The 23127-nt window shown below is 62.7% G+C and carries 29 protein-coding genes; 16 read left to right on the forward strand and 13 right to left on the reverse strand.

The genetic code is table 11. The features are described 5' to 3' along the window. Window positions 1-6: 6 nt before the first annotated feature. The 5 genes from NYQ83_RS02810 to NYQ83_RS02830 all read right to left on the reverse strand — a co-directional run bounded on the left by NYQ83_RS02810 (window position 7) and on the right by NYQ83_RS02830 (window position 3044). On the reverse strand, window positions 7-360 hold the full coding sequence (locus tag NYQ83_RS02810; protein WP_261212212.1) for a tRNA-binding protein: 354 nt from the start codon (window positions 358-360) through the stop codon (window positions 7-9). After that, complete coding sequence (locus tag NYQ83_RS02815; RefSeq protein WP_261212213.1) at window positions 357-1055, reverse strand: TetR family transcriptional regulator; 699 nt, start codon at window positions 1053-1055, stop codon at window positions 357-359. Before NYQ83_RS02815 ends, NYQ83_RS02810 begins: the two co-directional genes overlap by 4 nt. Window positions 1056-1154: 99 nt before the next feature. Continuing rightward, window positions 1155-1988, reverse strand: coding sequence for a pyrroline-5-carboxylate reductase (proC, locus tag NYQ83_RS02820; RefSeq protein WP_261212214.1), 834 nt, complete (start codon window positions 1986-1988; stop codon window positions 1155-1157). 3 nt (window positions 1989-1991) lie between these two features. Continuing rightward, complete coding sequence (locus NYQ83_RS02825) at window positions 1992-2492, reverse strand: YbjN domain-containing protein (RefSeq protein WP_092815220.1); 501 nt, start codon at window positions 2490-2492, stop codon at window positions 1992-1994. Between the two features lie 255 nt (window positions 2493-2747). After that, window positions 2748-3044: an accessory factor UbiK family protein gene (locus tag NYQ83_RS02830; protein WP_092815223.1), complete on the reverse strand. Its 297-nt coding sequence runs from the start codon at window positions 3042-3044 to the stop codon at window positions 2748-2750. A 230-nt stretch (window positions 3045-3274) separates the two neighbouring features. On the opposite strand from NYQ83_RS02830, the gene lgt reads away from it, so the two are divergent. From lgt to NYQ83_RS02865, 7 genes are all read left to right on the forward strand, one after another. Beyond that, window positions 3275-4105: a prolipoprotein diacylglyceryl transferase gene (lgt, locus tag NYQ83_RS02835; protein ID WP_261212218.1), complete on the forward strand. Its 831-nt coding sequence runs from the start codon at window positions 3275-3277 to the stop codon at window positions 4103-4105. Then, a complete protein-coding gene (locus tag NYQ83_RS02840; protein ID WP_261212219.1) occupies window positions 4102-5175 on the forward strand; it encodes a class I SAM-dependent methyltransferase in 1074 nt (357 codons plus the stop codon). The genes lgt and NYQ83_RS02840 overlap by 4 nt, the downstream gene beginning before the upstream one ends. A 96-nt stretch (window positions 5176-5271) precedes the next feature. After that, the gene (locus tag NYQ83_RS02845) at window positions 5272-5766 is read left to right on the forward strand and encodes a copper chaperone PCu(A)C (protein WP_261212221.1); all 495 of its coding nucleotides are present in this window, start codon (window positions 5272-5274) and stop codon (window positions 5764-5766) included. Window positions 5767-5785: 19 nt separating this feature from the next. Continuing rightward, window positions 5786-6274: a copper chaperone PCu(A)C gene (locus NYQ83_RS02850; RefSeq protein WP_261212223.1), complete on the forward strand. Its 489-nt coding sequence runs from the start codon at window positions 5786-5788 to the stop codon at window positions 6272-6274. 108 nt (window positions 6275-6382) lie between these two features. Then, a complete protein-coding gene (gene pgeF, locus NYQ83_RS02855; RefSeq protein ID WP_261212224.1) occupies window positions 6383-7153 on the forward strand; it encodes a peptidoglycan editing factor PgeF in 771 nt (256 codons plus the stop codon). 115 nt (window positions 7154-7268) lie between these two features. Further along, the gene (locus NYQ83_RS02860; protein WP_261212226.1) at window positions 7269-7745 is read left to right on the forward strand and encodes a hypothetical protein; all 477 of its coding nucleotides are present in this window, start codon (window positions 7269-7271) and stop codon (window positions 7743-7745) included. Window positions 7746-7869: 124 nt separating this feature from the next. Further along, on the forward strand, window positions 7870-8802 hold the full coding sequence (locus NYQ83_RS02865) for a ribose-phosphate pyrophosphokinase (protein WP_234627704.1): 933 nt from the start codon (window positions 7870-7872) through the stop codon (window positions 8800-8802). Between the two features lie 54 nt (window positions 8803-8856). Here the strand turns inward: NYQ83_RS02865 and NYQ83_RS02870 are convergent, their stop codons facing one another. Beyond that, on the reverse strand, window positions 8857-9366 hold the full coding sequence (locus NYQ83_RS02870) for a plastocyanin/azurin family copper-binding protein (RefSeq protein ID WP_261212229.1): 510 nt from the start codon (window positions 9364-9366) through the stop codon (window positions 8857-8859). Between the two features lie 211 nt (window positions 9367-9577). On the opposite strand from NYQ83_RS02870, the gene chrA reads away from it, so the two are divergent. From chrA to NYQ83_RS02900, 6 genes are all read left to right on the forward strand, one after another. Next, window positions 9578-10780: a chromate efflux transporter gene (gene chrA / locus NYQ83_RS02875; RefSeq protein ID WP_261212231.1), complete on the forward strand. Its 1203-nt coding sequence runs from the start codon at window positions 9578-9580 to the stop codon at window positions 10778-10780. Between the two features lie 142 nt (window positions 10781-10922). Continuing rightward, window positions 10923-11579, forward strand: a complete 657-nt coding sequence (locus tag NYQ83_RS02880; protein WP_092815241.1) for a 50S ribosomal protein L25/general stress protein Ctc — start codon at window positions 10923-10925, stop codon at window positions 11577-11579. Window positions 11580-11611: 32 nt separating this feature from the next. Continuing rightward, the gene (gene pth / locus NYQ83_RS02885) at window positions 11612-12304 is read left to right on the forward strand and encodes an aminoacyl-tRNA hydrolase (RefSeq protein ID WP_261212237.1); all 693 of its coding nucleotides are present in this window, start codon (window positions 11612-11614) and stop codon (window positions 12302-12304) included. Between the two features lie 42 nt (window positions 12305-12346). After that, on the forward strand, window positions 12347-13450 hold the full coding sequence (gene ychF, locus NYQ83_RS02890) for a redox-regulated ATPase YchF (protein ID WP_261212239.1): 1104 nt from the start codon (window positions 12347-12349) through the stop codon (window positions 13448-13450). Between the two features lie 83 nt (window positions 13451-13533). Further along, window positions 13534-13983 carry a MaoC family dehydratase gene (locus NYQ83_RS02895; protein ID WP_261212240.1) on the forward strand — a complete coding sequence of 150 codons (450 nt, stop codon included), beginning with the start codon at window positions 13534-13536 and terminating at the stop codon, window positions 13981-13983. Continuing rightward, on the forward strand, window positions 13980-14462 hold the full coding sequence (locus NYQ83_RS02900) for a MaoC family dehydratase (RefSeq protein ID WP_261212243.1): 483 nt from the start codon (window positions 13980-13982) through the stop codon (window positions 14460-14462). Before NYQ83_RS02895 ends, NYQ83_RS02900 begins: the two co-directional genes overlap by 4 nt. Before the next feature lie 33 nt (window positions 14463-14495). Here NYQ83_RS02900 and NYQ83_RS02905 read toward each other — a convergent pair whose 3' ends face one another. The 5 genes from NYQ83_RS02905 to NYQ83_RS02925 all read right to left on the reverse strand — a co-directional run bounded on the left by NYQ83_RS02905 (window position 14496) and on the right by NYQ83_RS02925 (window position 20186). Beyond that, window positions 14496-15038, reverse strand: coding sequence for an adenine phosphoribosyltransferase (locus NYQ83_RS02905; RefSeq protein WP_261212245.1), 543 nt, complete (start codon window positions 15036-15038; stop codon window positions 14496-14498). A 228-nt stretch (window positions 15039-15266) separates the two neighbouring features. Continuing rightward, window positions 15267-16184 carry a cytochrome c1 gene (locus NYQ83_RS02910; RefSeq protein ID WP_261213904.1) on the reverse strand — a complete coding sequence of 306 codons (918 nt, stop codon included), beginning with the start codon at window positions 16182-16184 and terminating at the stop codon, window positions 15267-15269. A 35-nt stretch (window positions 16185-16219) separates the two neighbouring features. Then, window positions 16220-17500 (reverse strand): cytochrome b, encoded by a 1281-nt coding sequence (locus NYQ83_RS02915; RefSeq protein WP_261212247.1) that lies wholly within the window; start codon window positions 17498-17500, stop codon window positions 16220-16222. Window positions 17501-17516: 16 nt separating this feature from the next. Beyond that, window positions 17517-18122: a ubiquinol-cytochrome c reductase iron-sulfur subunit gene (gene petA / locus NYQ83_RS02920; protein ID WP_261212248.1), complete on the reverse strand. Its 606-nt coding sequence runs from the start codon at window positions 18120-18122 to the stop codon at window positions 17517-17519. 216 nt (window positions 18123-18338) lie between these two features. Continuing rightward, entirely contained in the window at window positions 18339-20186 is a 1848-nt protein-coding gene (locus tag NYQ83_RS02925; protein WP_261212250.1) for an ABC transporter ATP-binding protein, read from the reverse strand. 110 nt (window positions 20187-20296) lie between these two features. On the opposite strand from NYQ83_RS02925, the gene NYQ83_RS02930 reads away from it, so the two are divergent. Next, entirely contained in the window at window positions 20297-20761 is a 465-nt protein-coding gene (locus tag NYQ83_RS02930) for a tRNA (cytidine(34)-2'-O)-methyltransferase (RefSeq protein WP_261213906.1), read from the forward strand. Window positions 20762-20796: 35 nt separating this feature from the next. On the opposite strand, the gene NYQ83_RS02935 is transcribed toward NYQ83_RS02930, so the two are convergent. Together NYQ83_RS02935 and NYQ83_RS02940 are read right to left on the reverse strand one after the other, a co-directional pair. After that, window positions 20797-21027 carry a hypothetical protein gene (locus tag NYQ83_RS02935; protein WP_128293788.1) on the reverse strand — a complete coding sequence of 77 codons (231 nt, stop codon included), beginning with the start codon at window positions 21025-21027 and terminating at the stop codon, window positions 20797-20799. 96 nt (window positions 21028-21123) lie between these two features. Further along, entirely contained in the window at window positions 21124-21720 is a 597-nt protein-coding gene (locus NYQ83_RS02940; RefSeq protein ID WP_261212260.1) for an HdeD family acid-resistance protein, read from the reverse strand. Between the two features lie 101 nt (window positions 21721-21821). On the opposite strand from NYQ83_RS02940, the gene hemF reads away from it, so the two are divergent. Further along, a complete protein-coding gene (hemF, locus tag NYQ83_RS02945) occupies window positions 21822-22757 on the forward strand; it encodes an oxygen-dependent coproporphyrinogen oxidase (protein WP_409976975.1) in 936 nt (311 codons plus the stop codon). A gap of 169 nt (window positions 22758-22926) precedes the next feature. Beyond that, window positions 22927-23100, forward strand: coding sequence for a DUF1059 domain-containing protein (locus tag NYQ83_RS02950; RefSeq protein ID WP_164879688.1), 174 nt, complete (start codon window positions 22927-22929; stop codon window positions 23098-23100). Window positions 23101-23127: the final 27 nt, after the last annotated feature.

A 23127-nucleotide genomic window follows, 5' to 3' on the forward strand; every position in this document is an offset into this window, starting at 1 on the left:
CGGCCTTCAGAGAAGCCGCCCACCGACGGGCACGTCGAGGTTAGGCTCAATCAGCACGACCTCTCCGTCGGCATCAGGCACGCCGAGCGTCAGAACTTCCGAACGCATCGGACCGATCTGGCGCGGCGGGAAATTCACGACGGCAAGAACCTGCCGTCCGACGAGTTCGGCCGGTTCATAATGCTTGGTGATCTGCGCAGAGGATTTCTTCTGCCCGATCTCCTCGCCGAAATCGATGAGAAGCTTGTAGGCGGGTTTGCGCGCTTCAGGAAACGGGGCCGCCTCGACGATACGCCCGACACGGATATCGACCTTCAAAAAATCGTCGAACGCGATCGTCTCGAATACAGCATCGCTCATACTCCGTCGGCCCCGGTAGCTCCGGCGGCCTTGGCGCCCTCGGACTGTGCCGCCGCTTCGGGCGCCGGCGCGCTCCGCCGCGTCGTGTGGCGGCGGCCTCCGGGCGGCCGCGGCAGGAAACGCGCCAGCCGGTCGAGCCGCATCACCGCCCGTTCGCCCTTGCGGAGTTCACGGTCGAGCGCCGACATCGTGCGCGCAAGACCCGGGTCATCGTCGCTGAGCCACGTGCGCGTCACCCGGCTCCACAGGAAAGCCAGGCCCTGCGCCCGAACCAGCCCGCCCGGTCCGCCAGATGAAATACCGGCCGCCGTCATCATCCACGCCATCGACGTGACAAGGTGGCGGTTCAGCTCCGCGGCCAGAAGCGGGTCTCGCCTCGCCGAATGGGCAAGACCGGAAATGGCATGCTTATGCGGGCCCAAAGCTTCAAAGCGCGAGAACAGCACATCGAAGAGCCTTTCGCGGCGGCTTTCGAATGCCATGTCCGGATCGAGATTGGAAAGAACGGCCCGATCGGTGCGCCGGCAAAAATCCCCGACGATGTCGCCCCGACCGTCGTAGGTTTCGCGCAATTGCTGCAAGGTCACGCCCGCCGCATCGGCGATGTCGGCAAGCGTCACGTCATCCCAGTCGCGCTCGGCCACGAGGTCGAGCAAAGCGTCGATGATCTTGTCGCGGGTTTTGGCAGTGGCCATCGTGGTCAATTCCCTTCTGCCCTCAATATGGCGAGGCGCTCTTTTAGATAGAGGCCGCTCTCATGGGGCAAGACCCCGCCACAGTGCCGCAGGTCGCGCTCAGCCGAGCTCGATCGAACGCCGTTTAGCCGCAGCAACCGCCTCGCGCATCAAATCGACCAGACCATGCTCGGCCATCAGCACATCGAGCGCCGCCTGGGTGGTGCCGCCCGGAGACGTCACGTTCCGGCGCAACTCCTCCGCAGCGAGGGGACTTCCGGCGAGAAGCGCCCCGCCTCCGACCACTGTCTGGCGCGCAAGCTGCATGGAAAGCTCTGCCGGCAGCCCGGCGGCTTCGCCGGCGGCAGCCATCGCCTCGACGAGATGGAAGACGTAAGCGGGCCCCGAGCCCGACACCGCCGTCACCGCATCGATCAGCCCTTCATCGTCGACCCAGGCGATCTCCCCGGTCGGACGCATCAGGGAATCGACCAGAGCGCGGTCCTGCTCGGTCACGGCATCGTTGCCGACCGCCACGGCCATGCCTTCCCCGACCTGCGCCGGGGTGTTGGGCATAATCCGGACGATGCGCGCGGAGGCCTCAAACCCCTTCGCCAATCGGCCGAGAGCGATGCCGGCGGCGACCGAGATAATCAATGTCTCTTTGCCTGCGTAGAGCGCCGCTTCCGGCAGGACGTTGTCCATCTGCTGCGGCTTGACGGCAAGGACCAGGACACGCGGTGCGCTTTCGGCCTCGTCAGCGCCGTTCGAAATGGTCACGCCGCGGGAGCCGAGCTCTTGCGCTCTCTCCGGAGACAGCCCCGGATCGCGGACGATCGTCCTTTCCGGCGGAAGCCCGGCGGAAAGCCACGCCTCCAACATCGCGCCGCCCATTCGCCCGGCTCCAATCAGGAGAACAGGCCCGGTCTCAGAAAGCGCCGCTTCGGCGGTCATCGTCTAAGCCTCTCCGAGCGTCTCGAAAAGAACCGAACCGAGAGCCTCCTCGGGAGATTTCCCAGCCCAGATGACAAACTGGAAGGCCTGATAGTAGCGCTCGCAGGCCTCCACCGCTGCCGAGAGAATTCCCTCGAGCTGACCGGTGTTGACCTCGGCCCCGTCTGACAGAAGCAGTGCGCTCCGATACATGATGACGCCTTCGGCCTGCCAGAGATCGAAATGGCCGATCCACAATTGCTCGTTCACCAGCGCCAGCAGACGCATAATCTCGGTCTTCCGGCGCTCACTGACACGAAAATCGAAGGCGGCAGCAAGATGCATCGCCTCCAATTCTTCCATCCATGACAGAGAAATATTGTAGTCGCAGAAGCTGCCGGCGATCGAAACGGTAATTTCGTCCTCGCCGGACCGGTCAAAGCTCCAATCGTGGTAGGTGGCGATCTGCTCCACCAGGTCGACAAGATTTCCGGCGGCAGCGGTCTGAAAATCGAGCAGGCTCATAATTGGCCCTCGCATCTTGGGAGGTTGCAAGGCATCGGAAAGTGATGGGACGCGATGAGAATCAGCAGCTCCTTCAGTTCTTTAGCCTTAGGTGTGGGCGTGTCGATTTGATGACGCCACGAATCTCTTCCGTTTCCAAGTATAGGAACGAAGGCGTGCCGCAAAACCCGCAGCTCGATCGAAGACGGCTTTTCCACGACCGATCGCCCGACGCCGAACTCGACGCCGGGGCCGTTGTCGCGCGGAAGAGAAATGTCAGTCGGCGAGAGGCCCTTCCTCGTCGGCCGCAAGCCGTGCTTCATCGCCGGCAAGCCGCGCTTCGAGAGCAGCGACGCGCTGCTGCAAGGCTTCGTTCTCTGCGCGCGCCTTCAAAGCCATGTCACGAACGGTTTCGAACTCCTCGCGCTGGATGAGATCGAGCTCCGACATGATCCGCTCCAGCTGCGAGCGCATCGCCGTTTCGGCTTCGCGCCGCACCCCCTGGGCTACCCCCGTCGCATCCGTCATCAGCTTGGCGAATTCGTCCATGAGGCGATTGGAGGTTTGCGTCATCGGGATCCCTTTCCGGCATTGTGTGGCACTGACGCCAGGCGTTCCTTCGGTGGCGCTGCGGCATACAGAGGGTGAGATATAGGAGCTCAATGCCCTGCCGCAAGCGGAGAGACAAGGGCGTGGGGTCGCGGGAGAGTGAGCGCGGCAACCACAGCCCGCGCCCGGTTGACCCGCAGCGCCATTCTGGGCAAGGGTCCGGCGCGCTTTAAACAGAAGCATCGTGAACTCCCGTGGCCCTGCCGTATCCAAAGATCGATCCCATTGCCGTGGAGATCGGCCCGCTTGCCGTGCGCTGGTACGGCCTCGCCTACTTTGTCGGCATCCTTCTCGGCTGGTGGTACTCAAGGCGGCAGACGAACAATCCCCGCCTTTGGCAGGGAGATCGATCGCCTCTCACGGTCGCAGATCTCGACGATTTCGTCTTATGGATCACCGTCGGCATCATTTTCGGTGGGCGGCTCGGATATGCCCTCTTCTACCAGCCGGACCACTTCTTGAACGAGCCGCTCGCCTTCTTTCGGCTGTGGGAAGGTGGAATGTCGTTCCACGGCGGCCTGATCGGCACGATCGTGGCCATGATGGCGTTCTCCTGGAAACGCGGCCTTCCTTTGATGTCGCTTTTCGACGTCGTATCGACCGCCGTCCCCTTCGGCCTCTTTTTCGGCCGCATCGCCAATTTCATCAACGGCGAGCTCTACGGGCGCCCGACGGACGTTCCCTGGGCAATGGTGTTTCCAGGCGGCGGCGGAGTCCCAAGACATCCAAGCCAGCTTTACGAAGCGGCTCTTGAGGGGATCCTGCTGTTCCTCATTCTGAGGCTCCTGACGCATCATTTCAGGAGCCTGCGCTATCCCGGCCTGACGAGCGGCGTTTTCCTCATCTTTTATGGAGCGTTCCGCATCTTCGTCGAGTTTTTCCGCCAGCCTGACCCGCAACTCGGTTTCATCGCGGCGTTCCTCACAATGGGCATGATCTTATCGCTTCCCATGATCCTGATCGGTGCCGGAGCGGTCGTCTGCGCATGGCGCCGGGGCCGACGGGCGACGGAGGACGGGGTGTGACGGGTACACTTTCAGACGCACTGAAAGACATCATCCGCACCAACGGACCGATGACGCTTGCAAGCTGGATGGGCCATTGCCTCGGCCATCCCGAACACGGCTACTACGTCACCCGCGACCCGTTCGGCGCGAGCGGGGATTTCATCACGGCCCCCGAAGTGAGCCAGATGTTCGGAGAGATCATCGGAGCCTGGGTCATCGATCTCTGGCAACAGGCGGGCTGTCCGCAGCCCGTCAATCTCGTCGAGCTTGGGCCCGGCCGTGGCACCTTGATAAGCGACATCCTGCGGGTCGTGCGTCTCAAACCAAACTTCTGCAGCGAGTTGTCTGTGCATCTCGTCGAGACGAGCCCGGTCCTTGCGAAGGCACAGGAAACGGCGCTCGCATCCTTTGCCGGGCGCAAGGAGTGGCATGAAAGCCTTCAGACGCTGCCGCAAGGTCCGCTTTTTGTCGTTGCCAACGAGTTCTTCGATGCGCTGCCGATCCGTCAGTTCGTCTTCAGGCGCGGAAGCTGGGAGGAGCGCATGCTCGGCCTCGATGCCGAGGGCGAACTTACTTTCGGCTTCGGACCAGGGCGCCCTGAGAATGTCCCGTTCGAACCGCAGGACGGCGATGTCTGGGAAGAGCGGCCTGCAGCCGCGCCGATCGTGGCCGAGTTGGCGGAGCGTTTTGCAAGCGACGGCGGCGGCGCTCTCATCATCGACTACGGCCACGGCGAGCCGGGCTTCGGGGATACGCTCCAGGCCGTCGCCCGGCACGAATTCGCCGATCCGTTGAAACGGCCCGGCGAGGTGGATCTGACGGCGCACGTCGATTTTGCGGCGCTGTCCGACGCCGCGTTCGCGGCTGGAGCCGATGTCTACGGCCCCATGCACCAGGGCGAGTTTCTCTTGCATCTCGGGCTCGTCGAACGCGCAGGACGTCTCGGTTTCGGGCGCAGCGAAGAGGAACAGGAGGCACTTCGCAATGAAGTGACCCGCCTCGCGGGCCCGGAGGAAATGGGAGAGCTCTTCAAGGTCCTGGCGATCGTCAAGCCAGGGCTCGTGCCGGCACCCTTTGCCAACTCCTAAATTTAGTCGTTGGCTCACGCTGAGCACCCTTGCGGTCGCCTGCAGTGGCGCCATCCTTGCTGGTGCAGATACGCCTCATCCCGACAGGAAGGACAGATGATGCCGCTCTCCCGCTCTCTTCGTTCACTGCTCGCCGCGGGGCTCATCGCCGCCGGCGGAAACGCCTTCGCTCAGGGCGCAGGACCGATCGAGGTCGGCGATCTGACGATCAGCCATGCATGGACGCGGGCGACACCACCGGGCGCACCGTCGGCCGGAGGCTATCTTACGATCTCAAATGAGGGTTCGGAGCCGGACCGACTTGTCTCAGTCTCTACCCCGTTCGCCGAGGAAAGCGCCGTCCATGCCATGAGCATGCAGGACGGTGTCATGAGAATGCGGGCGATCAGCGAGGGACTTCAGATCCAGCCGGGCGAGAGCGTGACTCTGAAGCCGGGCGGAGATCATCTGATGTTTTTGGGACTTGAGACCGGCTTGACTGCGGGCGAGGCGTTTCCCGTCACGCTCACTTTCGAGCATGCGGGAAAAGTCGAGCTTTTTTTGCCAACGGCTGAGATCGGAGCCACGCAACCTCCTGCGGCTGCGAAGTAAGCTCGAGAAACCTGCGCCGATGCATTTCCGGCAAATCCTTTTCGGCGCCTGTGCTTTGCTCATCGCCGCTTCGGCAGAGCCGGCGGCGGCGCTTGTCCAACAGCTAGGTGAAGCCTCGGGCGGCACCGTGCGCATTCATTCGGGCTTCGTGCGGGCGACGGTGGGACAGACGCTGGATACCGCCGCCTACCTCGTCATCACCAACACCGGCCTGCAGCCGGAGCGCCTTCTTTATGTGGAGACGCCTTTGGCCGATCGGGGCGAGCTGCGGCAGACGCGCTTCAATGAAGACGGTGCCCTCGAGACACGCCGGATCAGAAGCATCAGCATTCCGCCCGGCCGCACGATCAGGCTCGAGCCGGGCGCCGATCATCTCGTCTTCTGCGAACTCGCGAAGCCTCTCTCACAAAATGGACGAATCCCGGTCACGCTCACTTTCGCCAAATCGGGCCGCATCGAACTCTCGTTGCCCGTGGCCGCAGCGGGTGCAAGGCAACCGCCGAGCTGAAGACAATGGGAGACAACGACACGGGTTCGACAGTCTCATTATTTCGTTGTGGGGGATGCCCCCCCATGATCCGATCTTGCCCAGCCATTCCACGATTTTGAGAGAAGAATGTCTCCGACACCGATCCAGTCTGATGCCCTCGCCTTCCCAAATATCCGTCACGCCTTCTTTACGCGAGAGGGCGGCGTCTCGGAGGGCATCTATGCGAGCCTCAACACCGGGCTCGGCTCCTCAGATGATCGTCTGCATATCCTGGAAAATCGCGCGCGGGCCTGCCGCCATCTGGAGGTCGCGCCGGAGCTCCTCGCCACGCCCCATCAAATCCACAGCAGCGATGCGACCGTGGTCCACGAGGTCTGGGCACCCGGTGAAGGACCGCGTTGCGATGCGCTGGTGACGGACCGGCGCGGGATCCTTCTCGGCATCGGTACCGCCGATTGCGGACCCGTTCTTTTCGCCGACGCGAAGGCCGGCGTGATCGGCGCGGCGCACGCCGGATGGAAGGGTGCATTTTCCGGCGTTCTCGAAGCCACCATCGACGCAATGGCGCAACTCGGCGCCGAGCAATCCTCGATCGTCGCCGTTTTGGGGCCCACCATCTCTGGCAAGAATTACGAGGTCGGCGAGGATTTTGTGGACCGCTTTGTCTCCGCGGATGGAGAGAATGAGAGATTCTTCTCGCCATCCGAGCGGGCCGGCCATTCGAAGTTCGATCTTCCCGCTTATATTTTGAAGCGCCTGCAGGAGGCGGGCATCGAGGCTCAAAACCTCGATCTTTGCACCTATGCGGATGAAGACCGCTTCTTTTCCTATCGTCGTGCGACCCATCGCGGCGAAACGGATTATGGACGCCTGCTCTCAGCAATTGTCCTGGCATAGGCAAAAAGCACGAGGTGCGTCTGTCTGCCATGCATAGACGCAGGGGACGGGCGGCTTTAGCTGGTGGACGTCGGCGCGGTCAGCCGGTATGAGGCCCTTCTGAAAAGGCTCGATTATGCGACTGTCTCCGCTTCTGGCGTTTTTCGCGCTCATCCCTCTGGCTGCGTGCAACCCCACCCTCAACACGGGCGGGCCGGGTGCTACTGTGTCCAGTTCAGGCAAGGTGACGACAGACGCACGTGTTGCCTTCGCACCATTGACCGGACCACCCCAGAAAATCGCAGACGCACTTGCCGTCGAAGTGGCACGCGGCGCGACAAGTCGCGGGGTCGCGCTGGCCAACTTTCAGGACGCGACCGCCAATTACACGATGAAGGGTTATCTTTCGGCTGTCGCCGAAGATGACGGAACACTCGTCGTGTATGTCTGGGATGTGCTGTCGCCCGATTTGAAGCGCGTGCATCGGATTGCCGGAAAGATCATGATTGAGCGCAAGGCGAGCGATCCGTGGTCCGCCGTCGACGACAAGACGCTGGCGCTCGTCTCGCAGGAAACACTCGACAAACTGACATCCTGGCTTGCGTCCGGTTGATCAGCGCACACAGTTCGCTATACGCCAGCCTTGCCGCCGTGCAGGGCGACCGCGCCAAAAGGCGCTTCCTTTGCAGCTCGCCACTCCGGAGAGCCGCCTGAATGTTTGAGAGGGCTTCCAGCCGATGAAAATCGTCGCCGGCAATTCCAACCGGAGTCTTGCGCAGCAGATCAGTTCCTATCTCGATGTGGAACTGGCGAAATGTGCCGTAAGACGGTTCGCCGACCAAGAGATCTTCGTAGAGATCCAGGAAAACGTGCGCGGCGAAGACGTCTTCGCGATCCAATCGACGAGCTTTCCCGCCAACGACAATCTGATGGAGCTGTTGATCATCATCGACGCGCTCCGACGGGCTTCGGCGCGGCGCATTACGGCGGTGATCCCCTATTACGGCTATGCCCGCCAGGACCGAAAGCCGGCGGCCCGCACGCCGATCTCCGCCAAACTCGTCGCCAATCTCATTACTGAAGCCGGCGCGGATCGCGTCCTCACGCTCGACCTGCACGCCGGTCAGATCCAGGGCTTCTTCGACATCCCGACGGACAATCTCTATGCGGCGCCTGTGTTCACGCGCGACGTGAAAGAGCATTACGAACTCGGCAATGTCATGGTCGTGTCGCCCGACGTCGGCGGCGTGGTGCGCGCACGCGCCATCGCCAAACGCATCGATGCGCCGCTCGCCATCGTCGACAAACGCCGGGAGCGTCCGGGCGAATCGGAAGTGATGAACATCATCGGCGAAGTGGCCGGCCGTGACTGCCTTCTCGTCGACGACATCGTCGATTCCGGCGGCACGCTGTGCAACGCCGCCGACGCGCTGCTCGCCAAGGGCGCCACGTCCGTCACCGCCTATATCACCCACGGCGTGCTTTCGGGCGGAGCCGTCGCCCGCATCACGGCCTCGCGGCTGACCGAACTCGTGATTACCGATTCCATCGAGCCGACGGCGGCCGTCACCAGCGCGCACAATGTTCGCGTGGTTTCGATCGCGGCCCTTCTCGGCGAGGCGATCTCGCGCACCGCCCTGGAAAAATCTGTCTCCAGTCTCTTCGACTAGACCCGCGACTTCGCATCCGCGAAGTCCGAGGTCACGTGTTGCCGGATCTGTCGATCACTTCACGATGATCTTCCCGTACATCCCCGCCTCGCGGTGGCCGGGGATGAGACAGGCGTATTCAAAAGTCCCAGGCTCGGTGAATTGCCAGGAGAGCGTCGTGCTCTCCCCCGGCTGAAGCCTGGCCGCGTTGGGATCGGCGTGCGCCATATCGGGGTTTTCGCCCATAGCCTGAGCGTGGGCCTCATTCGTCGCGGCCGTGCCAATCACGAACTCATGCTCCAGGGCGCCCTCATTGTGCAGCACAAAGCGCACTTCTGTCCCGCGGCCGAGGGCCAGATGGTCGGGCGAATAGTGCATGCCCTGGTCGCTTTCTGAGAGCACGATTTCGATTTGCCGGGCTTCGGCAGCCCCATCGGCGGGACGACCGTAAGCCGTCTCTGCGCCATGACCATGCCCGGCCTCCATACCGTGCATTCCGTCCCGCCCGTGCATGCTCGCAGCACCGGCCAGCGTGGCGGCAGACACTGCCCCGACAGCAAACGCAAAAATCCCAACTTTCCGCATCTCTGAGTCTCCACGCCGCCCGAACTTGCGCATTGCGGGAGCCTATGGCGGCGAAGCATCGGTAGCGGCGAAATGCCGCGACCCCGCACGCACTTCGTGGTTCCCTCGACAAATTGTCAAGCCGGTTCGACTCCCCTCGAGACGACACGGCACGCCTTGAAGCGGCTGTCATATTGACGAGATACCGCTGGCACGAAATCCGGGGGGCGCGATGCAAGACGAAACGGTCAAGATCGAGGGCAGCGCCATTGAGGTCTTCAAGGTCTTTCTGGTGCGCGGCCTCACCTCGTTCGGCGGACCTGTCGCGCATCTCGGCTATTATCACGAGGCCTTCGTCAAGAAGCGCGGCTGGTTGAGCGACGCAGCTTATGCCGATTTGATTGCGCTTTGCCAGTTTCTCCCTGGCCCGGCCTCCAGCCAGGTCGGGATGGCGATCGGCCTGATGCGCGCGGGCTATCTCGGTATGCTGGCCGCCTTTGTCGGCTTCACGCTGCCCTCAGCCCTCCTCATGTACGGCTTCGCCGAAGCTTTCGGCTTTCTATCTCCACTCATCGGATCGGGCTGGATCGCCGGCCTCAAAGCTGCGGCCGTTGCCGTTGTGGCTCTTGCGCTCCTCGGCATGGCAAGGAAGCTGACGCCAGATCTCCGCCGCCTCACCATGGCGGCCGGGTGCGCAGCGCTCGTTCTTGGCATGCACACGCCGTGGACACAGCTTGGCGCCATTCTTATTGGCGCACTTCTCGGCCTCTTCTTCATCCCGAACAAAGCGGTGGAGACACGCGAAGCCGAAGCCGCCATCGACACAAAAGTCGGGCGGCGTCTCGGCGTTGCGGCTTTCGGCATCTTCGTCCTGCTGCTTTTCGTGGCGTTCATGCTGCGTGGAAGCCCGACCGGGATCGGGCTTGCGGCCCATTTTTATCACGCCGGCGCCCTCGTCTTCGGCGGCGGCCACGTCGTCCTGCCTCTTCTGGAGACCGAGGTCGTCGATCCGGGCCTCGTCTCTCGCGACGCGTTCCTCGCCGGGTATGGCGCCGCCCAGGCGCTGCCTGGACCGCTCTTTGCCTTCTCGGCCTATCTTGGATCGCTCGCGCAAACGCCTCTCGCCGGAGCCGTCGGTGGCCTCGTCGCCCTGTTGGCGATTTTCCTGCCGGGCGCGCTTCTCGTGGTCGCAGCACTCCCCTTCTGGCGCGAACTTCAACACGCGCCGGGCGCCCGTCGCGCTCTGGCCGGCGTCAACGCCGCCGTGGTCGGCATCCTCGCCGCCGCGCTTTACGATCCGGTCTTCACGGCGGGGGTGAACTCGCTCGACAGCTTTGCGGTCGCCACGAGCGCATTTCTGGCCCTTCTTGTGCCGCGTGTGCCAGCGTGGACCGTTGTGATCGCGGCAGCGGGCGTGGGGGCCGTCATTCTCTGACCTCTCTGCACCGTCCCGCCAGCATTGCCTTTTACACAGGCCTCGCCTATAAGCGCGCCCACGTGCCGGCACCCTTGGAGGCCGGGCGTACTAGGAGCCGCGCCATGCGGCTCTTTCTCTTCTTAAACCTAGGAGTGCACCAATGAGCCACACTTACGAGCTCACAGCTGAGGTGCGCGAACGGAGCGGCAAGGGGGCCGCACGTGCCGTGCGCCGCGAGGGTAAAGTCCCAGCCGTCATTTACGGCGACAAGAAGCCCGCCACACCGATCGCGCTGAACTACAAAGAACTGAATTTGAAGCTGCATGCCGGCGGCTTTCTCACCACCGTCGCAACCATCAACGTTGATGGCGACAAGGTGCGCGTGATCCCGAAGGATTATCAGCTCGATCCCGTTCGCGGCTTCCTGATGCATGTGGACTTTCTACGCGTTTCGCGCGGCACGACGCTGACCCTGGAACTGCCGGTGCACTTCATCAACGAGGAAGAAGCTCCGGGCCTCACCCGCGGCGGCGTCCTCAATGTCGTGCGCCACACCGTCGAGGTGCATGTGCCGGCCGATCAGATTCCGGAAAATCTGGTGGCCGATCTCGCCGGCCTCGAAATCGGCGACAGCGTCCACATCTCCAACATCGCCCTGCCTGAGGGCGTGACGCCGACCATCACCGACCGCGACTTCACCGTCGCCACGATCGCCGCTCCGGCGTCGCTCGTCAGCGAAGAGAGTGAAGAAGAGGCCGAGGGTGAAGAGCCCGAGGTCGAAGGCGAAGGTGACGAGGAAGAGGAGACGGAGGAGTAATCCTCCCCCTCTCGACCAAGGGAGGTCGGACGATGCTGTTGATCGTCGGTCTCGGCAATCCTGGTCGCCGGTACGCTCATCATCGGCACAATATCGGCTTCATGGCGGTGGACGAAATCCACCGCCATCATCGTTTTTCGAACTGGCGCGCGCGTTTCCAGGGGGAAGCCGCCGAGGGTCAGATCGGCGACGAGAAGGTCGTTATCGTCAAACCGGCGACCTTTATGAACGAATCCGGCCGCTCGGCCGGAGACGCCATGCGCTTCTACAAGCTGAAGCCAGAAGACGTGCTCGTCATCCACGATGATTTGGATCTGGCGCCGGGCAAGCTTCGTCTCAAGACGGGCGGCGGCCATGGCGGTCACAACGGTCTCAAATCGCTCGACGCGCATATCGGAAAATCCTACCGCCGCATGCGCATCGGGATCGGCCATCCGGGCGCCAAGGAACTGGTCAACGCCCATGTCCTCCACGACTTCGCAAAGGAAGACGAAGCCTGGCGCGAGCCGCTCTTGCGCGCGATTGCGGAAAATGTCGGTCTTCTGGCAGAGGGCGATGAAGCCAATTTCATGAACCGCGTGCATCTGGCGAGCAACGGCTCGGCGCAACGCGCCGCCGAGGAGGTCCCTCTGCCTCCGGCCCCAGCCAGTTCGCGCGCCTCGGGAGAAAGCCGATCAGGACCGCTTGCCGATGGGCTCAAAAGGCTCTTCCGGCGCGATTCCTAATCGCCCCCTCCCCCTCACACCAACTTTCGAACAGGCATCGCCATGGGTTTCAAATGCGGCATTGTCGGGCTGCCCAATGTCGGCAAGTCCACCTTGTTCAACGCGCTCACCAAGACGGCCGCGGCGCAGGCTGCGAATTATCCCTTCTGCACGATCGAACCGAACACCGGTGAAGTCGCGGTCCCCGATCCGCGCCTCAAGCGCATTGCGGAGATCTCGAAATCCGCCCAAACGGTGCCGACCCGCCTCACCTTCGTCGATATTGCCGGCCTCGTGCGCGGGGCCTCCAAGGGCGAAGGCCTCGGCAACCAGTTTCTCGCCAACATCCGCGAAGTCGATGCCATCGCGCATGTCTTGCGTTGCTTCGAAGACGGCGATGTCACCCATGTGGAAGGCCGCATCGATCCCGTAGCCGACGCGGAGACGGTCGAAACCGAGCTGATGCTTGCCGATCTCGAAAGCCTTGAACGCCGTGTCGTGGCGATGCGCAAGAAGGCAACGGCCAAAGACAAGGAAGCGCTCGCCTTTCTGCCGGTTATGGAAAAGGCGCTCGCGGCCCTCCAGGAAGGCCGCATGGTGCGCACGATCCGCGCCGAACTTTCCGACGAGGATCGAGCGATCCTGCGCACGCTCGGGCTATTGACGTCCAAGCCCGTCCTCTACGTCTGCAACGTGGCGGAAGACGAAGCCGCCACAGGCAACGCACATTCCGCTCGTGTCGCCGAGCGTGCCGCCGCCGAAGGGGCCGCCTGCGTCGTCATCTCCGCCTCGATCGAAGCGGAAATCGCCCAGCTCGATGCTGAAGAACAGGCCGATTATCTCGCCGATCTTGGCCTCGAGGAGCCGGGCCTCGACCGGCTTATCCGCGCCGGCTACGAGCTTCTGGATCTGATCACGTTCTTCACCGCCGGGCCGAAGGAAGCGCGCGCTTGGACGATCCGGCGCGGCTCGCGGGCTCCGCAGGCCGCAGGCACGATCCACTCCGATTTCGAACGCGGCTTCATTCGTGCGCAGACCATCAAATACGATGACTTCATCGAGCTCGGCGGAGAGACGGCCGCCAAGGAGGCGGGTCGGGCGCGCGACGAAGGCAAGGAATACGTCGTCGAAGACGGCGACGTGCTCCTCTTCAAGTTCAACGCCTGAACCTTTTGGGCCTGAACCTGCGGGCCTGAACCTTTGGGCCTGAACGCCTCGACAGGAATTTTTGCCGACCCTAAGAATGGGGCATGTTGCATTTCGAGGATTTTCATCCCGGCCTTGAGCTGCCGCTTGCGCCCTATGCCGTGAGCCGCGAGGCGATCATCGCCTTTGCGGCGGAGTTCGATCCCCAGCCATTCCATCTCGACGAAGCCGCCGCGGCATCAAGCATGCTCGGGGGTCTCGCCGCATCGGGCTGGCACAGCTCGGCGATGTTCATGCGCATGATGTACGATGGCTGGCTGAAAGACGCTGCCTCGATGGGCTCGTCCGGCATCGAGGAGGCGCGCTGGCTGAAGCCCGTGCGCCCCGGCGATCGCCTCACCGGCGTCTCGCTCGTCCTCGAAAAGCGTACCTCCGCAAGCCGCCCCCATCTCGGCGTGGTGCGTTTCGAACACCGGGTCGCCAACCAGAACGATCAGCTCGTCCTGACGATGACCAACCCCATCGCCTTCCGGCTCCGCGAGACGGCGGCATGAAGACGTTCGAAGCAATCCAGATCGGCGAGCGCATCGTGCTCGGCTCGTATCATTTCACGAACGAGGAGATCGTCCGTTTCGCAGAAGCCTTCGATCCGCAGGATTTCCATCTCAGCGAAGAAGGTGCACAAAACGGGCCCTTCGGCCGCCTCGCCGCCTCCGGATGGCACACGGCCGCGATCTTCATGAAACTGTGGATCGCCTATTCCAAGGAAGAGGCCGAGCGCGGGAATGACTTCGATCAGCGCAATGCCGGTCCTTCCCCGGGATTTGAAGCCCTCAAATGGGTGCAGCCCGTTTTTGCCGGCGACACCCTCACCTACACGACCGAGGTCATCGCCAAGAAGGAAAGCGCGTCGCGTCCGGAATGGGGGCTCGTCGTCATGCGCAATGAGGCCCACAAGCAAGACGGAGCGCTCGCCTATACCTTCATCGGCAAGGTCTTCGTACGGCGTGAGAGGCCCTCAGACGCGCGATAGACCTCAGGCGCCCAATCCCTCCGATACTCACCGTCAGTCGCCAGCGAAGCTCACAAGCGTGCGCACGGGCACCCCAAGCTTTTCCAACTTGGCCGCCCCGCCGAGATCCGGCAGATCGATGACGAAGACTGCGGCGATCACATCGGCTCCGATCTGCTGCATCAGTCGGATGGCCGCATCCGCCGAGCCACCCGTCGCGATGAGATCGTCGACGAGGATCACCTTTTCCTGCGGACGAATCGCGTCCTTGTGGATCTCCATTTCGTCCAGCCCGTATTCGAGGCTGTAGGCGATGCGCACCGTGTCGTAAGGCAGCTTGCCCTTTTTGCGGATCGGCACGAAGCCGGCGGACAGCTGGTGCGCGACGGCGCCACCCAGGATGAAGCCGCGGGCCTCGATGCCGGCGACCTTGTCGATCTTGGAGCCGGCCCAGGGCTGAACCAGTTCATCGACCGCCCGCCGAAAGGCGCGCGCATCCCCCAAAAGGGTGGTGATGTCGCGAAACGCAATTCCCGGCTTCGGATAATCCGGAATTGTCCGGATGGTGCTCTCGAGCTTGTCGATCAGGCTGTTCATCCCTCGCCCCAGCTGCCTCAGCTTTCGTCCGCTTTTGCGCGAACGGCCAGTGGCTTAGCACCGGATAGCCGCGACGGCCAGATGGGCATCTTGCCGCCGGACAAAGGCTGCCGCGCGGCGCCGGCAATTGACACCATAGACCCAAGCACGGGTCTCGCATGCGCTCAAAAAGGAATGGCCGCGGACGAGCCGCGGCCATCGAAAACGTCGGGTCGGAGTGAGCGGAGATCAGTGCTCCACGTTCGACCAGACCTTGCGCTTCACATAGTAGACGAGCCCCAAGAAGACGAGCAGGAAGGCGATCACGGTGAAGCCCATCGACTTGCGGGCCTCCATGTGCGGCTCCGCCGCCCACATCAGGAACGCAGCGACGTCGCGAGAATACTGGTCCACCGTCTGCGGAACGTCGTTGTTCGGATCGTCGTCCTGGTTCTGCGCATACTCGATCAGATCGTCGAACAAGGGGGGCGGCATCGCCAGGGCGGCAGCGTACATGTAATGCGGATTGTAGTACTGCCCCGGGAGTACCGTCACGCCCTCAGGCGCTTCGTCCTCATAGCCCGTCAGAAGTGCGTGGATGTAGTCAGGCCCGCCCTCCTGATACGTGGTGAAAATATCGATCAGGAATTGCGGAAAGCCGCGTTCCACGCCGCGTGCCTTGGCCAGCACGGACATATCCGGCGGGACAGCGCCGCCATTGGCGTAGCGGGCCGCCTCGTCGTTCGGGAACGGAGACGGGAAATAGTCCGACGGCCGGCCCGGCCGCTCGAACATCTCACCCGTGTCGTCCGGACCGTCCTGGATCTGATATTCGGCCGCGAGCGCTTCCACCTCCTCTTCGGAGAAGTGGGGGCCGCCCTCCCAGCCGAGAGCACGGAACGGCACCAGCTTCATCGAGTGGCAGGCCGAGCAGACTTCCCGGTAAACCTGGAAGCCGCGCTGCAGCTGCTGCTGATCGAATTTGCCGAAGGGCCCGGCGAAGCTCCACTCCATCTCTTCCGGCTCTTCGAGCGGAAAATGCGGCAGAGCAGATTCTTCAGGTTCAGCCTCCGGAGCCGCCGGAGCGTCTTGCTGGGCTGTCGCCACGGACAGTCCGGCCAGAACGAGAACGCCAGCTGCCGAAAGACGCGTTATGGATTTAAGCATTGTCGTCATGATGTTTGTCGCAGTTCCGTCTCGCATCAGCCGCGTCGTTCCGGGGAGGCCGCCGCTTCGGCCGGCGTCCCGCCACCCCCGCTCTTATGCTTGGAAAGCACAGCCTCGGTGATGGAAGTCGGGCGAGGCCTCGGCTTCTCGATGTACCCCAGCAGCGGGAAGATGATGAGGAAATGGACGAAGTAGTAGGCCGTCAGGAGCTGCGTAGCCATCACGTACCAGCCTTCCGGCGGCTTCGCACCGAAATAGCCAAGGCAGATGACGTCGGCCACGAAGATCCAGAAGAAGATGCGATAGAGCGGACGATACGCTGCCGAAAGCACCTTCGACCTGTCCAGCCACGGCAGGAAGAAGAGCACGATGATCGAAGCGAACATCGCGATCACTCCGCCGAGCTTGGACGGGATGGCCCGCAAGATCGCGTAGAACGGCAGGAAGTACCATTCCGGCACGATGTGCGGAGGCGTCACCAGCGGGTTGGCCAGCGTGTAATTGTCCGGATGTCCGAGATAGTTCGGCAGGTAGAACAAGAACCACGCGAAGAACAGCGCGAAGGCGACCATCGCCACGGCGTCCTTCATGGTCGCATGCGGCGTGAACGGCACCACGTCGCTGCGTGACTTCGGCTCGACGCCCGTCGGGTTCGTCTGGCCGGTCACATGGAACGCCCAGACGTGGAGAATGACCACGCCGACGATCATGAACGGCAGCAGATAATGCAGCGAGAAGAAGCGGTTCAGCGTCGGATTGCCGACCGCGAAGCCGCCCCACAGCCAATGGGTGATGCCTTCGCCGACCAGCGGAATGGCCGAGAACAGGTTGGTGATGACGGTGGCGCCCCAGAAGCTCATCTGGCCCCAAGGAAGCACGTAACCCATGAAGGCCGTCGCCATCATCAGGAGGAAGAGGATGACGCCCAGGATCCACTGGATTTCGCGCGGCGCCTTGTAGGAACCGTAATAAAGGCCGCGGAACATGTGGATGTAGACCGCGATGAAGAACATCGACGATCCGTTGGCATGCATGTAGCGCAACAGCCAGCCGTAGTTCACGTCGCGCATGATCTGCTCGACGGAATTGAAGGCGATCGCGGAATTGGCGGCATAGTGCATCGCCAGCACCACGCCGGTGAGGATCTGAACCACGAGCACGAGGCTCAGGATCGCGCCGAAGGCGTAGGAATAGTTGAGGTTCCGCGGGATCGGATAAGCGATAAAGGAATCGTACATGAGCCGCGGCAGCGGCATGCGCGAATCGATCCAGCGTTCAACGCTGGTGCGCGGTTGGTATTCGGATGTACCCTGCATTCTCGTTCTCCGCCGCTCAGCCGATCGTGATTGTGTTGTCGTCGCTGAAGGCCGTGGTGGGGATCAACATGTTCTCCGGCGCTGGCCCATGACGAATGCGCCCGGCCGTGTCGTAGACCGAGCCGTGGCAGGGGCAGAACCAGCCGTTGTAATCACCCGCCTCGCCCATCGGGACGCAGCCGAGATGGGTGCAGATGCCGACCATCACCAGAAACTCTTCACGGCCCGGTGCGGCGCGATTTTCATCGGTCGCCGGCGCGTTACCGTCGAGATTGTCGTTGCGCGCGATGGGATCCTTGAGCTCGGAAAGCGGCGTATTCTTCGCCGCTTCCACCTCTTCGGGAGTGCGGTAACGGATGAAGACAGGCTTGCCGCGCCACATCACCGTGATCGACTGCCCCGGCTCCATGGCCGAGATGTCGACATCGATCGAGGCGAGCGCCAAGGCGGAGGCATCCGGGTTCATCTGGTCGATGAACGGCCATGCCAACCCAGCTACGGCCACGACCGCGGCAGCGCCCGTGGCGATGACGAAAAAGTCTCGCCTCGACGGTTCACTGCTGTGCGGATCTGGCGCAGCGGCGGAATCAGGAACGGTAGTCGGATATGTATTAGCGGACACGAATTCTACCCTCGCAGGTCGGACGGCCATTTGCGACTGGAAGAGCGCGAAGACGCGATAGCCAGCCGACTCCGCTTGCTCCACGCAGCTCCCAGCGAAGACCAAGCGCGCGGCCTCTTAGCGCCCCTGGTTTCATTTGTCACCCTTGCCCAAGGCTTGTCCAGTGACGCTTAGACGAACACGCCACAATGTCGCGCCTCATCCTCCACTTTTGCGTCAAGCAACGTCGAGGCTGATCTCACGCGGCGCCAAGAAACCACCGGACTGGCGTTCCCATAGCTTTGCATAGACACCGTTTTTTTGGAGCAATGTCTGGTGCGTCCCGGCTTCGACAATCTCCCCGCGATCAAGGACGACAAGACGATCCATAGCAGCAATCGTCGACAAACGGTGGGCGATGGCGATTACGGTCTTGCCTTGCATCAACCGCTCAAGATTTTCCTGAATCGCGGCCTCGGCTTCCGAATCGAGCGCCGAGGTCGCCTCGTCGAGAACCAGGATCGGAGCATCCTTGAGCAGGACACGCGCGATCGCGATACGCTGGCGCTGACCGCCCGACAGTTTCACGCCGCGCTCGCCGACGAGAGCGTCGTAACCGGAGCGGCCGCGATGATCGGAAAGATTGTCGATGAATTCGGCCGCTTCGGCGGCGCGCGCCGCCTCTTCGTACTGATCTTCGTCTGCATCCGGGCGTCCGTAGACGATGTTGTCGCGCACCGAACGATGCAGAAGAGCCGTATCCTGCGTGACGACACCTATCGCGGCCCGCAGCGAGGCCTGGGTCACCTCCGAGATGTCCTGCCCGTCGATGAGGATGCGCCCGCCTTCGAGGTCGTAAAAGCGCAGGAGAAGGCTCACCAAAGTCGATTTGCCGGCCCCCGACACACCCACGAGGCCCAAGCGCTCGCCCGGACGCACATGCAACGACAGATCCTCCATCACGCCACCGCCGCGACCGTAATGAAAGCGAATGTGCTCGAAGCTGATGCCTCCCCCGCTGACGGCGAGATCTCTGGCGTCCGGCTTGTCGAGCACCTCGTGGGGTCGGGAGATCGTCTCCAGCCCATCCTGGACGATGCCGATATGCCGGAACAATGCGGACAGCTGGAACATCACCCAGCCGGCCATCGTGGACAGGCGAGTCGCCAGCGCAAGCCCGGTGGCGATCGCGCCCGCCGTGATGGCACTATTCTGCCAGAGCCAGAGCGACGTCACGGCAATCGCAACGACAAGACCCGCATTCAGCACAGTGAGAACGGCGCGGATGGTCGTCACCTGACGTGTCAGGATCCGCAAGCGCTCCACGAAGGTGCCGATCGCCTGGCGAACGAAGCTTTCCTCCGTCTCCGCTTCGGCGAAGAGCTTGACGGTCTGGATATTCGTATAGCTGTCGACGATGCGGCCATTGACGATGGAGCGCTGGTTGGAAACGCGCTTTGCGGCCCCACGCAGCCGCGGGATCATCACGTAAGCGAGAACGACGTACCCGCCGAGCCACACGATGACGGGCAGCATCAGACGAAGATCGGCCTGCCCCAGGAGGACGAGAGCGGTGATGGCGAAGACCAATACGGTCCAAAGCGTCTCCGCCAGCCCGGTGACGAAATCCGCAAGCGAGATCCCCGTCTGCATGACCTTGTTGGCGATGCGCCCGGCAAAATCGTTGGCGAAGAAGGAAACGCTCTGGCGCAGAACGTGTCGGTAGCTCTGCCACCGCACGAGATTGGCGAAATTCGGCGCCACGCTCTGCTCGCTCAGCAGGCTGTTTGCGGTGACGAAGGCGGGTCGCAGGACGAGCACCACGAACGCCATCCCCAGCAAGGTCAGGCCATGGTCGGACCAGAACGTCTCCCGGTTCGCGCTGCCGATCATATCCACGAGCCTGCCGATAAAGGAAAAAACCACGGCATCGGTCACGGCGGAGCCGAGCCCCGTCGCCAGCAATGCGGCCAGCGGCCAGCCCATCTGGCGGGCGTAATGCCAGATGAACGCCATCGTCGTTGCCGGAGGCTGGGCGGGTTCAGGCCTGAGAGGATCGATCAGGCGCTCGAAGAAACGAAACATGGGTGCCTATATGGCGCGGCTTTGCGATGGCGAGAAGACGTGCTTCTTCTTGCCACGCTTCGCCTTCCGTCCCCAGAGCCCATCCGCAAACGCCTAGCCGCACAGCCATGATCGATATCGCGCTCTTCCAACCCGACATTCCGCAAAATGCCGGGGCAATCCTTCGGCTCGGCGCGTGTTTCGGCACGACCGTCCACATCATCCATCCTGCGGGCTTCGTGCTCGCCGACAGAAATCTGAAGCGTGCGGGGATGGATTACGTAGAGCTCGCGGCTCTTTGCGAGCACGACGATTTTGCGGCTTTCGAGAGGTGGAGGCGAGAAGCCGGCCGGCGCCTCGTCGCGCTCACGACACATGGACGCGAGAGCCTGCCGGATTTCGCGTTCACCGCCGACGACATCCTGCTTCTCGGACGGGAATCGGCGGGACTGCCGAGCGATGTCCGCGACCGGGTCGATCGGCTCCTGCGCCTGCCGATCCGGCCTACGACGCGCTCGCTCAACGTCGCCAATGCCGCCTCGATCGCGCTGTTTGAAGCGCTGAGGCAGACCGGCAACCTTCCCGCGTCCAATTAGGTTTCCCTCGCGCCACTCTCACGTGAAGGATCCGGTCAATCGGCGGTCGGCAGCCGGCGCATGGTGAACTCGATGTCGCCATTGTCCAGCTCGCGCCAGCTTTCGACTTCGCTCTGATAGGCTTCGCGCGGAAAGCGCTGCAGGAATTCGCGGGCGCGTTCTCGCGCCCGCGGCCGCGGCAGAACGAAGGTCTCGCGCCGCCAGATATCGAGGCCTTCGGGTGCTGATTGCCTTGCGCTGCGTCTATGCGAGAAGTCGCCGTTCATCGCGCCAACCTCCGGGGCGCCGATCTTCGGCCACGCCCGATCTCAATATAGCGCAGCGCGCAGTCTTCTGCGAATCAGACGAATCGCAGGCGGCGTTCATATGCTGCCCGAACGTGGATGCGCGACATCTCGCAGAGCAAGCCCCATGGCGATCCAGGCCGAGCCGATCACGATCAGATCGACGGCGAGGAAGATGCCGAGGGCCCAAAGGCTGGAGGCCGGCCAGCCGATCAGAATAACGACGCCGATCAAGATAGTGAGAAGTCCGGAGGCGAGAACGTATCCCCATCGCCGCTGCGGGCGCATCGAGAAGGCTAGGAAGGTGCGCACACCGCCCGCGAAGATCAGCACCACGCCGAGAAGCCAGGTCAGGATCACCGCCGCAAACAGCGGCGCCACGAAAATCATCGCAGCGGCAACGACATAGAGCGCGCCGATCAGGATCCACAGGAAGAAGCGCGACCAGCGGCGCGACTGGATGCCATGGGCCACCTCGGCAAAGCCGGAGAGAAGCATCATGATGCCGATGAGATAGACGCTGGCGACCGTCGCCGTGACGATCGCGATGAAGCCCAAGAGGCCACCAATCAAAGCGATCGCGCCGAAGGCCACGAGCCAGCCCCAGCGCTCCGCCAGCGTTTCCTGCATGTCTCGGTCTCTCGGGCCGAGCCCGCCAAGATCGCTTTCGTACATGGCAATCTCCATATCTTCTCGTTGCCAGAAGGAACTCGAGCCACGCAGTTCGGTTGCCGCGATCAAAGCCATGCTTTAAGCGCGAGACAATGAGCCGCAACATGCACCTTTACCGGCCGGATCTCGACGCTCTCAGCGTGCCGGACGACATCGATGCCAAAAAGGCAGAAGCCCGCGCCTGGTTCGAGGCCCTTCGCGACACGATTTGCAGTCGGCTCGAAGCCCTGGAAGATGCCGTGCCGGCCGACGCCGCGGCCGAGGCACCCGCCGGCCGCTTCGTGCGCACGCCGTGGGATCGGAGCGACCATTCCGGTGCGGCCGGAGGTGGCGGTGTCATGTCGGTGATGCACGGACGCGTCTTCGAAAAGGCCGGCGTCCATTGCTCGACCGTCTTCGGGGAATTCGCGCCGGAGTTTCGCGGGCAGATCCCCGGCGCCGATGAAGATCCGCGTTTCTGGGCGTCCGGCATTTCTTTGATCGTGCATCCGCGCAACCCGCATGTGCCAGCGGCGCATATGAACACGCGCATGGTGGTGACGAGCCGCCAATGGTTCGGCGGCGGTGCCGATCTGACGCCGGTCCTCGCCGCACGGCGCAGCCAGGATGATCCAGACAGCCGCGATTTTCACGCCGCCATGGAAGTCGCCTGCCGGAGCCACACAGAAGTCGATTATCCGCGTCTCAAGACGTGGTGCGACGATTACTTCTACCTTCCCCACCGCGACGAAGCGCGCGGCATCGGCGGCATTTTCTTCGATTACCTGAATTCCGGCAGCGGCAGCGAGCCCGGCTGGCGAACGGACTTTCAGTTCGTGCAGACGGTGGGCCAAGCCTTCGCCGACATTTATCCCAAGCTCGTGGAACGCAATTTTGCGACCCCCTGGAGCGAGGCCGAGCGCGAGGAGCAGCTCGTTCGCCGGGGACGTTATGTCGAATTCAATCTGCTCTACGACCGTGGCACGATTTTCGGGCTCAAGACGGGAGGCAACGTCGCCTCCATCCTGTCTTCGATGCCACCCGAGGTCCGGTGGCCGTAAGGACCCCTCACGCTGCTTTCAGGCGATGTCTTCTGCCTCCAGCGATCTGCCATTTGATGACGAGATGCGACCATAGGCACGTCTTGCGGCATTGAATCCGCCGAACGATCGCTCACATTGAAGAGTGCGTCGGCAGCAAGTCCGATGTCATCAAGGCAAGGAGGAAGCCATGAAGACGATCACCTGTGGGGAACTCGTTCCCGGCTGCACCTACAAGGCCCGCGCTGAAACGGAAGCGGAGCTTCTGCAGAAGGTCTCCGAGCATGTGCGCAGTGCCCATCCTGGCATGGAGATGACGCCGAAGATGGTGGAAAAGGTCAAAGCCAAGGTGCACGACGAATAATCGTCCCGCACGACGACCCTTCCCGAA

The organism is Afifella sp. JA880, assembly GCF_025379905.1.
Taxonomy (GTDB): domain Bacteria; phylum Pseudomonadota; class Alphaproteobacteria; order Rhizobiales; family Afifellaceae; genus Afifella; species Afifella aestuarii.